Source organism: Comamonas nitrativorans (assembly GCF_042654765.1).
In the GTDB taxonomy this organism is placed as follows: Bacteria; Pseudomonadota; Gammaproteobacteria; order Burkholderiales; family Burkholderiaceae_C; genus Comamonas; species Comamonas nitrativorans.
Map to the genome: position 1 here is coordinate 30,866 of NZ_JBHSEW010000001.1, position 13,753 is coordinate 44,618.

Sequence of the window (13,753 nt, forward strand, 5' to 3'; positions counted from 1 at the left end):
GTCGTCGTCCAGTTCGGGTACCTTGGGGCCATCCGGGTTGGCCGGATTCACCGGCTGCCCGGGTGTCCCAGGAATCAGCGGCTTGTTGGTCTCGCTGACCGGCTCGTTCGGGTCGAAGTCCGGGTTCTCAATCAAGAGATCGCCCTGGCCTTCGTCGTCAATGGTGATGGTGCCTTCTTCGCTGCCGCCACCCGTGTTGGTGGCTTTGAGCTTGAACCCATGTTCGCCTTCGGGCAGGTCGTCATTGACCACCGGCACCCGCACCCACAGCTTGCCGCCCTCGGGAATCTCGACGTATTCACCGGGGGTGTAGGACTGCCACTGGGTACCGTCGAAGTATTCGAGGTCTTGGATAAAGTCGGTAGCGCCGCTCTTATCTTCGTCATCGGTGCCGCCCTTGGCTGCACCATCGACCAGCTCCAGCTTGACCTTCTGGCCTTCTGCGCCTCCGACCACAAAGCTGCCGTAGTCGGAACCTTCATTGACCGTGCCGCCGCTGACGGTCAGTTCACGGTCGTCGTCCAGTTCGGGTACCTTGGGGCCATCCGGGTTGGCCGGATTCACCGGCTGCCCGGGTGTCCCAGGAATCAGCGGCTTGTTGGTCTCGCTGACCGGCTCGTTCGGGTCGAAGTCCGGGTTCTCGACCAAGAGGTCGCCCGTGCCATCGTCCTTGATCGTGGCCGTGCCTTCGCCCGTGTTGTCGGTAATGGCCTCATCGCTGCCATACACCGGCGTGACGATCAGCTTGAACTGCTCGCCGTCGTCCGCCACGTTGTCATTGGTAATGGGCGTGCGCACCAGCAGCTTGCCACTACTGTCGGCAGCCACCTTGGCGCCAGCGGTATAGGCCACCCAACTCGTACCGTCAAAGTATTCCAGCCCGGTGCCTGTGGCAGTGCCGAAGTCCGTGCCGCCGCCAGTGGCGGAGTTGGCGATCTCCTCCAGGCGCAGTTGCATATTGGTTTCAGGCCGCACCGTCACCTCGAACACCGCGTGGCCCGAGGATTCATTGACTATGGGATCGGTGACGACAACAGGCACGATCGTCACCTTGCCCTTGGCTTCGTCGCTGACGTTGCCCGCCGCATCCTTGACGGTAGCCGTCACTTCGTATTCGCCCACCGACATTGGGGCGTCACTGGGCACCTGCAAGCTCCAGATGTTGTTGTCGCGCTTGAGGTACTTGTCGCCCTCTGTCGTGCCTTCGGTATAGGTATAGGTCTTGCCACCAATGACGACAGAAACCGTCAGCTTCTCGCCATCACGCACATCCGCCGTGCCGTTGATGACCGGGGTCGTGTCATGGGTCTGCTGATCAGGCACGGCAGGCGCATCGGGCGGCGTCAGGTCGATGATGAGTTCATGATCAGTCAGATCATCCACAGGCGTACCGCCATCGGGCGTCACGGATGCCGTGACCGAATACTTGCCCTCGGGAATGTCGTCGCCGTCCGGAATCTTCAGCTCCCAGGTATTGTTCTTGGGGTTATCAGGGTCAGAAGGATCGGCAGGGAAGAATTGCAGCGGCCCGTCAGGGTCAGGGTTTGCTTCATTCCACTCGTAGGTTTGCCAAGTGTTTGGATCATCGGGATCCACCTTGACCGTTACCGTCAGCTTGCCATCCTCAGGTACCTTGGCTTCCCCGGTAATGGTGGGTGTGGTGTCGTTGGTGATCTGCTTGTCCACCGTCGGCACATCGGGGCCGTTCTGGCCGTTGCCGCCGGTCACGTTCACGGTTGCCACGGCGGGCGTAGCTGTAGCGCCCGCCTTGTCGGTAGCGGTGAAGGAGAAGGTACGGCTGCCATTGGTGGCACCAGTGCCCGCATCGTTCTTGTACGAAATGGCACGCACGATGGCCTGTGCATCTGCTGCGGACATTTCGCCGACTTGGTTTTCCGCGCCGCCAGCGTTCACGGGTGTCAGCGTGAACTTGCCTGCGGCGTAGGTAATCACCACCTCCACACCGCCAATCGTGGTCGTGGTGGGGTTGTCCGGGTCGGTGCTGACATCGCTGCCATTGGCTTTGAATTCCAGCGTACCGAACACCAGCACCTCGCTATCGCCATCGCGCAAGCCGCCCACGGCAATGTCGATATGGGTCACGCGGTCGGATTTTTCCTCCACCGTGGCTTCGCGATTGGGCGTGCTGTTGTCCAGGCTGACAGCGCCCGACTGGTCGGCGGTATAACCGGTCGTATGGTCGCGCGTGGTGTCATCGCCGGAATCCAGGTCGATCAGCGGCGCGGTGTTGTCGATCTTGAACTTGACGCTGCCGCCCGTTGCCAGATCATTGCCCGCATCGTCCTTGATGGTGGCTACGCCATGCTCTCCCGCCGGGGCATTCTGCCCGTTGGGCACCAGCAGTTCGTAATCGCCCGTGGGACTGGTGACCTTGCTCAGGTCGATATACCAGATGGCCGGGTCGTCCGGGTCCTGCCAGACAGGCGTATCCGGGGGCAACGGCACCGGCACGCCATCACGCAGCAGCACAAAGTCGTTCACGCCCACATCCTGGACAGGCTCGGTAAACGTGATCGTGACCTCGCCCACCGGGGTGTAGCGCGGGCCGCTGCCGCTGCCATCGCTGACCGTCATATTGCTAACAGACGGCGGTGTATCGTCCGGCCCCTGGATGGTGATCTGATAGTCCTCCACCTCGCCGTCCATGCGGGCGCCGTAGGAGCGTTTGTCTTCCGTCGAACTGTTGGATGGAGTTGTCATCCACGGGTCACCGCCAAAATCCGCCAGCGAATCAATCTGAGATGTGATGCGAAAGCGTGCAAACGTGGTGATGGTATCCAGGCTGCTGGGCATGTTGCCCTCTGCCACCTTCCATGTCACCTTTACGGTGTCGCCCGCTTTGTGGTTTGCTGGAACCTTCACGGTGACGGATTCGTCCACGCTGAAAATGCCGTCGCCATTGAAATCAATCCATCCAACCAGGGTGGCCTCCGTCCCGGTTTTGTTGGTGACGGCGATATTGATGGAGTATTCCGTCATGCCCTGGCGCAGCGCGGGAATGACGTAGTTGCCGTTCTTGTCCCTGGCGATGCCGTCGTCCGAACCGTCGACTGGATTGGCATCCGATTCGTAAGTGGTGTTGTTGGTAGCGCTGTTACCCAACCAGACCTGGTTGTTCAACTGGTTATGACGGGCACCATCGTCATCAAAGCTGGTCTTGTAATCCGTGTTGTTGTGGCTGGTCGTGGCATCGCCATAGTCCAGATGGATGGTCACATCCCGCGCCGCATCGCCGCTGCCTGGCGTCGAGGTAGCGAAATCCACCTTGCTCACAGTGCCACCAGATGGCGGGTTACCTGACCCGGGCGGATTTTCCACATCCACCCGAAAAATCTGCTTGCTGCTGCCTGCCGCGAAATAGAAGTACCCATCCGTATCGAAATACTGCATGGGGAATGAGCTGCCTACATCCTCAGTAGCGCCAGTATTCTTATTGGTAACGTACTTCAAGCCGCTGGCAAGCGTTTCCGCTGTGATGGTATTGGCACTGTTATCAATGGTCAGTTTATAGAGTTTATTGCTGCCAACCGCATAGAAATGCCCGTCCGAATGGTTGAACGCCATGTCCACCCAGTCGGTTTTGTTGTTGTTGCCACCTTTGACCGCCAAAGGCGCCAGCCACTGCCCGTAGGAGTCCGATTCGGGGTTGGTATCCAGGCGGTAAATGGTGCCGTTGCCGCTGGCGTGCATATACATGATGCCGTCGCCATCAATGTCGGCAGAAATCATTGAACCCGTGCCAGGGCTATTGCCAATGCTGCCCGCAGACTTCGCGACGATAGTGGCCATCCCGTCGGCATCAATACGCACCACGTAACGTCCACCATCCTTGGTGGCGTTCGTAAACGCATACAACGTACCATCCACGCTGCTGAAAGCTAGGGCATTCAGCGCCAGACTACCTCCGTTCGCAAACCCATTCGATCCTCCCCCTGCCAGCCCTTTAAGGATGGCATCCGGCGCGACGGCCTTGCCGCTGTCCAGGGTGTTCATCACCAGGTTCACGCCCTTGAGCGAGCCGGTGCTTTGATCCACTAGGTACGCGGTTTCCGTTTCGCCCAGGCCATAGCTCTTGCCCGTGGTGCGGATATAGCGCGTCACCGCGTCGGAAGTTTTCTGCCCGTCCGACACCACCAGCGTCACCATTCGCTTGTCGGCTTCGGCAAAGCCCGTGCTGGTGCTGAACAGCACCTGATTCAGAGCAGCTTCGTAATCGGCCTTGGTAGCGTGGCCGCTTAATTTCAGCGTCAGCGTGCCATTGGCATTTTCATTGATCTCCACGCTGATGCCCTTGGGCAGAGGGCCGTTGGTCTCGTCAATGGTCAGCGTATCGCCGCCGTTGTTGTTGCCCGTAATGGTGATGGTGACGCTTTCCAGATAGTCATCATCGTTGTCAGTCAACGTAACGCCGCCATTGAACACATTCTTGGCGGCTTCGTCCTTGCTGTAGAACTGGTGCTGGGGCTTGTCGGTGCTATCCGTGCCATGTTTGCCCGTCGGCAAATCCACCACGGGCTTCTCTTCGGTGCTGGCGTCCTTGGTGCCGCTGTTGTCCACCGCCACGTTGGTGATGGCCGGGGCGGAGTTGCCCACAAGGTCTTGAACGCCATTACCGGTATAGGTCAGCGTGACGCTTTCGCCATGCTTGAGCGGCGCGGTCAGAATCAGGCGCACGGTATTGCCGTCCACGACCACCTTGCTGACGCCGATAATGCCGCTGACGGTGCCAGTCACGGTGAAGTCGCCCGGCTGGGGCAGCGAGCCTTCGCGCAGCGCTTCGCTGTAGGTCAGCTCCACGATGATGTCGCTGGACGTAATGCTGCCAGTGACGACAGGCGCCGTGGTGTCAATGGCCAGCGTGGCCGTGGCGGTGGCCGTGTTCCCGGCCGCATCGTTACTGCGAATGATCAGTGTGTGCGAGCCTTCGGCCAGCGCAGCGCCGGTATAGGTCAGGCTCCAGTCGCCATTGCCATCTGCCTTGGCCGTGCCCAGCAGCTTGTTGCCGATATACAGACGCACGGTATCGCCCGCATCGGCCTTGCCGCTGAACTCCAGGCCGGTGGTATCGCGGGTGGCAATGTTGCTGCCCTGCACGCTGCCGCCCGTCAGGCCGCCGACATATGCAGAATTGATGTCGCCGTCGATGGTGTAGCTGTGATCGGGCTTCCCGGTGGCGGGGTTGGTTTCCGTCACCACACGGCTGTTGCCGTCATTGCTCATGACGCCGGATTCGGTCGCCAGATCGATGTTGAGCGTGCCCGTACCCGAGAGGCCGCTGACCACCACGTCGTACTGCGTGCCTGCACCATCCACCTGCTGCACGAGCTGAATGGTGGCGCCGCTGACAGAGCCAGGGGCAATGACGAAGGAACTGCCGGTAACGCCTGTCACGCCTTCGCTGAAGGTGACGCGAAAGGTAACGCTATCGGCATTGGTGGTTTCAAAACTGGGACTTTGGCGGACGATGCTTTCCACCGTGGGGCCTGCGTCCACGCTGAACGCAGCAGCAAAAAAACTGGTAAATGCAACGCTGTCGGTATTGCTGCCATCGTTATTGAAGGGGGGGGGGTGATTCTGCGATGCCTCAGTGGACTGATGCTGATCGTCCTGTGCAATGGCATCAGCGGCAGCAACGGCTCCTGCGCCATCAAACAAGAGACGAGGCTCCAGCGCCAAACGGCGGCTGGTGGAACGGAAAGATGTTTTTTTCTTGGCCATGACGCAGTACCTTGGAAGTCCAAAAAATCAAGGGGTAGATCAAGCACGCAAACAGCCACTGGCCAAGCGCACAAGAGCCGAACCGGGAATCAAAAAGTAAAAGAGCGCAGCAATTGCATTTACTGAACCTGCGCAGTATCAGCTATTGAAGAAGCGTCAGTTGATAGTCAAAAGCGATAAGTAAGAATTTTTAACAATCTTGTATGAACTTTACAACATTGCATCACCCGCGCCTTAACCTCAGAGCATCTTCTGCCATCAAGGCTATTGGTATTTACACCATATTGACAATGACTTACACCAACGCAGAAGCCCCACCTGACTGTTCAGTGAACCCGTGCCATAAAGACATCGAGGGCCCCTAAACGGTTTAGCAGGCAACGCAGGCGTTGGCCATGTGTTTGTCCGCGCTGTCCTCCCCCGCCCTGAAGGACTAAAACCCACCCATGCACATCGTCTCTCGCGCCAGCATCGTTGGTAACAACCGCGTGGTGTTCAACATCAAGGGCAATGACTACCGGCTCATCGTCGCCTTTGCCTACAAAACGCAGTGGGCTTACATCAAATTCATCGGCACGCACAAACAGTACGACGCTGTTGATACCGCCACGGTCGATCAAACCGAAGGAAAGGAGCCACCATGCAAGTTCGCCCCATCCGCACGCAAGAGGACTACAAGGCCATGCTGGCTGCCGTCAGTGCCCTGATCGATCTTGATCCCGAGCCGGATTCGCCCGAAGGCGAGCGCTTGGAAGTGCTGGTGGGCGTGCCAGAGCCTGTTGCGCACTGACCCCGACTCGCCCCAGTAGCGGCGCTAGCAAAAGCAGGAGGACGCAAACCTGAAACCCTGACTGGCTGAAAACGGACTGCGTTGAGATCAGCATGACGGGGGCATGGCGCGGAGTGGAAACCCAGCACATTGCCGCCTCCATGAAACTGGTGGATACAGTGGCCTGTGGTACGGGGCTTCTACCTTGGAAGGCGGATGTTCCGAAGTTGCATACCGGCGGATGCGGTTTATTACTGGCGCATCAATGACGCCGCCGTGGGCACCCCAAAACGACATCTGGCGCTTTGCCTATGCACCTTAAAAGAGAGCTGCTACCGCACGTATTTATTGGATTTCAAGGTGCTTTATTCTTGAAATCTATGGATATCAGGCGGTAGCAGCTCTTTTTTTGACCCGGTGCGCGACAAGCACCGCCCTGCATCGGGCAGAAAAAGAAAAAGGCCACTTCCGAAAAAGTGGCCTAAGTCTTTTTTATTTGGGGTGGCTGATGGGGCTCGAACCCACGACAACAGGAATCACAATCCTGGACTCTACCAACTGAGCTACAGCCACCGTAGAAGCGTCAAATTATAGCGTGTTTTTTCGACCATTTGAAGAAACTGCCCGATCAAGGCTTGTCCACTTTGAACTGGACGTTGAACTTCTTCTTCAAAATCTCGTAGTAGGCAGCACCTTCGGCCTGGACATACAGCTGTTCGTACTGGGCCAGGGCCAGTTCGGCAAGCTCTTGGGGCTTGGTTTGCGGTGGCAGCACTTCGTTGATTTTCACGACTGCATACCCTTGCGCTTTCAAGTCAACGCCGACAAACACGGGCAGTTGCTGCACGGGGGCTTGCAACGCCGCATCGAGTACGGCCAGGGGCAGCTCGTGGGCATCGTTGCGAGCGATGACGACGGCAGGCTGCAAGTGGCTGCCCGCCTGTGCCGCATCGGTCTGCCAGGCAGCGAGTTTCGCAGCGCCGTCCTGCTGGGCCAGTTTGGCAGCTTCCTGGGCGATGTACGCCGTGCGTACCTGATCGCGCACCTCGTCCAGCGTCAGTTGTTTGGCGGGGGTGTAGGCGACCACGCGACCGGCCACGAGTTGGTTGGTGCCAAATTCAATGGCATCGGTATTGCGTTTATTGTCCAGGCTGTCGTTGCTGAACAGGGCTTCCAGGAAACGCTCATTGGCCAGGGGGCCACTCACGCCGACCTGAGGGATACGGCGCACGTTGTCGGCGGTATGCACTTGCAGGCCGAGTTTTTCTGCCGTGGGCGCCAGGCTTTCGGACTGTTCGTAGACGCTGTTGGTGAAGTTCTCGGCCTCTTCGGCAAACTGGCGCTGGGCCTGCTGTTCTTTGAGCGCTTCTTCGATTTTGGGCCGCAGGGCTTCAAAACTGGGAAGCTCCGGCTCCTTGATATCCGTCACTTCGATGATGTGAAAGCCGAATTCGGTTTCCACCACGTCGCTGATTTGCCCCTTGGCCAGTGCAAAAGCGGCTTTTTCAAATTCCGGCACCATGGCCCCACGGCTGAAAAAGCCCAGGTCACCCCCTTGGGGGGCCGAGCCGGTGTCCTGCGACTGGGCCCGCGCCACGCTGGCGAAGCTGGCGGGATCGGCCTGCACCTGGGCCAGCAGTTCCTGGGCTTTGGCCTTGGCGGCTTCACGCTCGGACGCTGCCATGGTTTGCGGGGCATTGATCAGGATGTGGCTGGCACGACGCTCCTGCTGAACACCGGCAAGACGCGCACCGTTTTCCTGGTAGTAAGTACGCAGGTCGTCTTCGTTCAAGGCGATACGCTCGCGCACAGCGGGCAGATCAAGCACCAGGTATTCGATACTGGCGTGCTCAGCCTGCTCGAACAGATCTTTGTGCTGGTCGTAATAGGCTTGCAAGTCGGCTTCGGTGGGCTGCACTTGGCTGCTGTAGTCGGCGGCCGGAAAGCGGGCCAGTTGTACCTGACGGCGTTGCAGCATAGCGTCCAGCGCCAAATCGGCCACGGGCTGGGTGGCCAGTGCGGTGTTCATGACGCCGCCCATCACTTGGCTCAAGGATAGATCGCGGCGCATGGAGGCTTCAAAACCCTCCGGGGTCATGCCCTGGGCAGCCAGCAGATTGCGGTAGCCTTCGGCGTCGAGGCTGCCATCGGCTTTGCGCAGGCTGGCAATGGCCGGGATGTCCTGCAAGGCACGTGCCAGGGTGGCATCGCTGGTGACCAGATGCAGTTTCTGCGCCGCGACCTGGAACACGCGATCACGCACCAGGCGCTCCAGCGTGACGTAACGGGCTTCCGGGGTATCGAGCAGTTTGGCATCCAGGTTCGGCTGCTCGGCACGCAGGCGATCGCTTTCCATGCGGTGGGCGTTGTCCCAGTCGTTTTGGGTGATGTCCTTGCCATCCACGCGGGCGACGACCGGGCTGGCGCCAGAGAAGTAGTTGCTGTCGATACCCACAAGAACGAACGAGGGGATGATCAGCAAAAAGAGCAGGATCATCACGAACTTGGAGTGCTTGCGGATGGATTCAAGCATAAACAATCTTTCTAAACTGGCCGGGGCGGTTGCGACCCGGAAAAACGGCAGATTCTAACCGGGCTACCCAGGGTAGACCCGGTGCAGTGCCCCGAATCGGCGGGCCAGACATTCTTTTGCGCTGGCAAGCGGCTGCCTTGGGGCGACAGGTGCATCTTGCATACGCCTTGCAAGGCCCGAAGCGGCCAAGAAAAAAGGGCCTGGATTGCTCCAAGCCCTTGTTTTCTTTTGATTTTGAGTGGTGGGTGCTAACGGGGTCGAACCGCTGACCTACGCCTTGTAAGGGCGCCGCTCTACCAACTGAGCTAAGCACCCACTCGGGGAAAACCTATCAATTCACGGCGTCTTTGAGTGCCTTGCCGGGGCGGAACTTGGGCACCTTGGCAGCCTTGATCTTGATCGATTCGCCAGTACGGGGGTTGCGTCCGGTGCGGGCTGCACGCTTGCCGACGGCAAAGGTACCGAAGCCGACGAGGGAAACGGTGCCACCTTTTTTCAGGGTTTTCTTGATGGCCTCGATCGCCGATTCCAGGGAGCGCGTTGCAGCGGCCTTGGAGATGTCTGCATCGTTGGCGATGTATTCGATCAATTCTGTCTTGTTCACAAGATGCCTTTCGAAGGGGTGTTGTCCTGGCGTCTTAGCCGTCATTGGCACAATGGCCGCGATTCTAGACAGGTTTCTACCAGGTTTTAAGGAAAAAAAGGAAATTTTTCGTTCGCAATAAAACCCGCATTTATACCGCCAGCCGGCAGTGCAGGCCGCCAAGGTTTCAACGCTTGACGCGGGCGCGGATTTCTGGGATGGCTTTTTGCAGGTAGTAGGCCATCGACCAGACCGTCAGCACGGCCGCCAGCCAGATCAGGATCTGCCCCCACAGGCGGGTATCGACAACCTGTAGCAGCACCCCGTCGTACAGCAAAAAGGGGATGGCGACCATTTGCACCGTGGTTTTGAGCTTGCCCAGCATGTGGACGGCCACGCTTTTGCTGGCACCGATCTGCGCCATCCATTCGCGCAGGGCGGAAATGGCGATCTCCCGGCCAATGATGATGAGGGCGACGAACACGTCCGCCCGTTGCAGATGCACCAGCACCAGCAGGCTGGCGCAGACCAGGAATTTGTCGGCCACCGGGTCGAGAAAGGCGCCAAAGGAAGAGGTCTGGTTCAGGCGCCGCGCCAGGAAACCGTCCAGCCAGTCGGTCGCGGCAAAGACGATGAACATGATGGTCGCCACCAGATTGCACACCGCAGCGGGCAGGGGCAGGTAAAACACCCCGACGATGAGCGGAATCGCGACGATGCGCGTCCAGGTCATGGCGGTGGGAATGGTCAGAAACATGGGGGCAGATTGTGGCATGAACCGGTCAATGCAGCGCCCGGTAGATGTCGTGCGCCAGCTGGGCGGAGATGCCTTCGACGGTTTGCAGCTCCTGCTCGCTGGCATTGGCCACGCCGCGCACGCCGCCGAAGCGTTGCAGCAGGCGGGCGCGGCGCTTGGGACCGATGCCGGGGATTTCTTCGAGGCTGCTGCTGCCGGTGCGCACCCGGGCGCGGGCGGCCCGCATCCCGGTGATGGCGAAGCGGTGCGCCTCGTCGCGGATTTGCGCGATCAACATCAGCGCGGCGGAGTCGTGGCCCAGGTAGACCTTGGGGCGACCATCGGCAAAGACCAGTTCTTCCAGGCCGACCTTGCGGCCCTCGCCTTTTTCCACGCCGATGATGCGGCTGACGTCCAGGCCCAGTTGTTCGAACACTTCGCGGGCCATGCTGACCTGGCCTTTGCCGCCATCGACCAGCACGATGTCCGGCAGGCGCGGGGCGTTGGCGGGCAGCTCGGCGCCGCCTGCGGCTTGCAGGGCTTCGGCCACGGGCTGGTAGCGGCGCGTGAGTACCTGGCGCATGGCGGCGTAATCGTCCCCGCCGGTAATGCCCTGGATGTTGAAGCGCCGGTACTGGCCGGACTGCATCTTGTGCTGGGCAAAGACGACGCAGGATGCCTGGGTGGCTTCGCCGGCGGTGTGGGAGATGTCGAAGCATTCGATGCGCAGGGCGTCGAGCTGCTCCTGCGGCAAGTCCAGCGCCTCGGCCAGGGCACGGGTGCGCTGCTGTTGCGAACCTTCTTCGGCCAGCAGGCGCGTCAGTTGCAGGGAGGCGCCCTGCTGGGCCAGATCCAGCCAGATGCGCCGCTGGCCGCGCGGCTGGGTGATGGCGGGCACTTTGCGCCCGGCCTGCTCGCTCAGGGCCTGCAGCAGCAGGGGATCGACCTCGTCGCTCAGAACAATGGCGCTGGGCAAGACCTGATCGGCGTAATGCTGGGCCATGAAGGCGCCCAGGATGTGCGCCTGGGCGCTGCGCAGGCCGCCGCCGCCCTCCTCCTCTTCTTCAACGCCGGCCTGCGGGCTGGCGCTAACCAGGGCCAAGGCATCGTCGAGCTGGCTGGGGAAGTAGGCGCGGTCGCCCAGGTGGCGGCCACCGCGCACCATGGCCAGATTGACGCAGGCGCGGCCGCCCTGCACTTGCACGGCCAGGATGTCCACGTCACGCTCATCGCTGGATTCCATGGCCTGCTGCTCCAGCACCTTGGCCAGTGCCGTGATCTGATTGCGGATTTGCCCGGCCTGTTCGTATTCCAGCTTGTCCGCGTGCAGCAGCATCCGCTGCTGCAACTGGGCCAGCAGGGTCGAGGTTTCGCCGGTCAGCAGCGCCTGGGCATCGGCCACGTCGGCGGCGTAGTCCTGGGGGCTGACGTGGCCCACGCACGGGGCGGTGCAGCGGCGAATCTGGTAGAGCAGGCAGGGCCGGGTGCGGTGGACGAAAACGGTGTCCTCGCAGGTGCGCAGGCGAAAGACTTTTTGCAGCAGCTCGATGGTTTCCTTGACCGCCCAGGCGCTGGGGTAGGGGCCGAAGTAGCGGTGCTTTTTGTCGGTGCTGCCCCGGTAATAGGCGATGCGGGGAAAGCGCTGGCTGGGCGCTGCGCCCTGCCCGTCCTGCGCGGCAGTGCCAGTGATTTTCAGATAGGGATAGCTTTTGTCGTCCCGAAACAGGATGTTGTACTTGGGGTGCTGGGTTTTGATGAGGTTGTTTTCCAGCAGCAGCGCCTCGGCCTCGGTGCGCACCACGGTGGTTTCCAGCCGGACGATCTTGCCGACCATGTGGCCGATGCGCGTGCCGCCGTGGTCTTTCTGGAAGTAACTGCTCACCCGCCGCTTGAGATTGCGGGCCTTGCCCACGTACAGGAGCTGTTCCTGCGCATCGAAGTAACGGTAGACACCGGGCAGCGCCGGCAGGGCGGCAACCTGGGCCAGCAGTTCGGGCGAATGGGGGGAAGAAGCCATGGGGGCGATTGTGCGGCCTGGCTGCTTTGGCCAGAACCGCCGGGGTTTTATAATTTGATAGCTTTTACCGCTTGAATACTAACGATTTCAGATAGTTTTATATTTGAAAATTAGGTATACCAAGCGGAAACAGCTTGTTTTTAAGTAGCAAAGGCAGCCGAAGCTGCCTTTGTCGTGCCATGCCGGTGCAGGTTTATTTGCTGCCGGGCACCTTGCCTTCGACGCCCTGGACGAAGAAGTTGATGCGGGTGAGGAAGGCGTCATCGGCCACTTCGCCCTCCTTGAGTACGGCTTCGCCCTGGTTGTTGGCGATCGGGCCTTGCCAGATGTGCAGGCTGCCGTCCTTCAGGCCTGCGCGGGCGGCGGCCACTTTGTCCTTGGTTTCCTGGGGCAGGTCGTCGGCAATGGAGACCAGGTCCATCGCCCCTTCCTTCACGCCCCACCAGGCCTGGCCTTCGCTCCAGGTGCCGTTCAGCACGTCATCGACGGCCTTGGTGTAGTACGGCAGCCAGTTGATGGCGGCGGAACCCAGGTGGGCCTGCGGGCCGTAGTCGGTCATGTCCGAATCCCAGCCGAAGGCCCGCACGCCCTTTTCCTGCGCGGTTTTCAGCACGGCGGGGGAATCGGTGTTCTGGAACAGCACGTCCACACCGCTGTTGATCAGGCTGGTGGCGGCTTCGGTTTCCTTGGGCGGGCTGAACCATTCATTGACCCACACCACCTTGGTGGTGATGGCGGGATTCACGCTTTGGGCGCCCAGGGTGAAGCTGTTCAGGTTGCGCAGCACTTCGGGGATGGGCACGGAGCCGACCACGCCGAGCTGGTTGCTCTTGGTCATGCTGCCCGCGACGATGCCGGCCAGATACGCGCCTTCATAGGTGCGGGTGTCGTAGGTACGCACGTTGGCGGCGGTTTTGTAGCCGGTGGCGTGTTCCCACTTCACATCGGGAAAGTCGGCGGCCAGCTTCTGGATGGTGTCCATGTAGCCGAAGGTGGTGCCGAAGATCAGCGTATTGCCCTGGGTGGCCAGGTCACGCAGCACGCGCTCGGCGTCCGCGCCCTCGGGCACGCTCTCGACGAAGGTGGTTTCGATTTTGTCGCCGAACTGCGCCTGCAACTGCTTGCGAGCCTGGTCGTGGGCAAACGTCCAGCCGCCATCGCCCACGGGGCCGATGTAGGCAAAGCCGATTTTCAGGGGGCCGGTCTGGGCCGCCGGGGCTTCCTGCGTGGCCGCTGGCGCGGCGGCGGGGGTCACGGCGGCTTCGGGCTGGGGCTTGTCGCCGCAGGCGCTCAGGCCCAGGGCGGCCAGCGCGGAAACGGCGGCAAGCTGGAAAAAGTGGCGTTTTTGCATGGTGTGTCTCTCTGGTTGAAGGCGG

The 13,753-nt window shown here is 60.5% G+C and carries 7 protein-coding genes, 2 tRNA genes and 1 pseudogene; 2 read left to right on the forward strand and 8 right to left on the reverse strand.

Annotated features, from left to right (window positions below; all coding sequences use genetic code 11):
* On the reverse strand, positions 1-5,514 hold a 5,514-nt coding region (locus ACFO3A_RS00150; protein WP_377722916.1), incomplete at its 3' end, for an Ig-like domain-containing protein.
* A 683-nt stretch (positions 5,515-6,197) separates the two neighbouring features.
* Here ACFO3A_RS00150 and ACFO3A_RS00155 point away from each other — a divergent pair.
* Together ACFO3A_RS00155 and ACFO3A_RS00160 are read left to right on the forward strand one after the other, a co-directional pair.
* Positions 6,198-6,446: pseudogene (locus ACFO3A_RS00155) on the forward strand (type II toxin-antitoxin system HigB family toxin); the annotation flags it as partial.
* Positions 6,380-6,529 carry a hypothetical protein gene (locus ACFO3A_RS00160; protein ID WP_377722917.1) on the forward strand — a complete coding sequence of 50 codons (150 nt, stop codon included), beginning with the start codon at positions 6,380-6,382 and terminating at the stop codon, positions 6,527-6,529. The pseudogene ACFO3A_RS00155 and the gene ACFO3A_RS00160, both read left to right, overlap by 67 nt.
* A gap of 476 nt (positions 6,530-7,005) precedes the next feature.
* On the opposite strand, the gene ACFO3A_RS00165 is transcribed toward ACFO3A_RS00160, so the two are convergent.
* From ACFO3A_RS00165 to ACFO3A_RS00195, 7 genes are all read right to left on the reverse strand, one after another.
* Positions 7,006-7,081, reverse strand: a tRNA-His gene (locus tag ACFO3A_RS00165).
* A gap of 55 nt (positions 7,082-7,136) precedes the next feature.
* Positions 7,137-9,041, reverse strand: a complete 1,905-nt coding sequence (locus ACFO3A_RS00170) for a SurA N-terminal domain-containing protein (protein WP_377722918.1) — start codon at positions 9,039-9,041, stop codon at positions 7,137-7,139.
* A gap of 239 nt (positions 9,042-9,280) precedes the next feature.
* Positions 9,281-9,356, reverse strand: a tRNA-Val gene (locus ACFO3A_RS00175).
* Between the two features lie 16 nt (positions 9,357-9,372).
* On the reverse strand, positions 9,373-9,645 hold the full coding sequence (locus ACFO3A_RS00180) for an HU family DNA-binding protein (protein WP_377722919.1): 273 nt from the start codon (positions 9,643-9,645) through the stop codon (positions 9,373-9,375).
* A gap of 166 nt (positions 9,646-9,811) precedes the next feature.
* Positions 9,812-10,381, reverse strand: coding sequence for a CDP-diacylglycerol--glycerol-3-phosphate 3-phosphatidyltransferase (gene pgsA / locus ACFO3A_RS00185; protein ID WP_377723688.1), 570 nt, complete (start codon positions 10,379-10,381; stop codon positions 9,812-9,814).
* A gap of 25 nt (positions 10,382-10,406) precedes the next feature.
* Positions 10,407-12,377, reverse strand: a complete 1,971-nt coding sequence (uvrC, locus tag ACFO3A_RS00190; RefSeq protein ID WP_377722920.1) for an excinuclease ABC subunit UvrC — start codon at positions 12,375-12,377, stop codon at positions 10,407-10,409.
* Between the two features lie 193 nt (positions 12,378-12,570).
* Positions 12,571-13,728, reverse strand: a complete 1,158-nt coding sequence (locus ACFO3A_RS00195) for a BMP family ABC transporter substrate-binding protein (RefSeq protein WP_377722921.1) — start codon at positions 13,726-13,728, stop codon at positions 12,571-12,573.
* Positions 13,729-13,753 lie beyond the last annotated feature (25 nt).

Bases quoted from the DNA above. Each gene is read 5' to 3' on its own strand.
- ACFO3A_RS00170 (WP_377722918.1), bottom strand. From the start codon at position 9,041: ATGCTTGAATCCATCCGCAAGCACTCCAAGTTCGTGATGATCCTGCTC.
- ACFO3A_RS00195 (WP_377722921.1), bottom strand. From the start codon at position 13,728: ATGCAAAAACGCCACTTTTTCCAGCTTGCCGCCGTTTCCGCGCTGGCC.
- uvrC (WP_377722920.1), bottom strand. From the start codon at position 12,377: ATGGCTTCTTCCCCCCATTCGCCCGAACTGCTGGCCCAGGTTGCCGCC.
- ACFO3A_RS00160 (WP_377722917.1), top strand. From the start codon at position 6,380: ATGCAAGTTCGCCCCATCCGCACGCAAGAGGACTACAAGGCCATGCTG.
- pgsA (WP_377723688.1), bottom strand. From the start codon at position 10,381: ATGTTTCTGACCATTCCCACCGCCATGACCTGGACGCGCATCGTCGCG.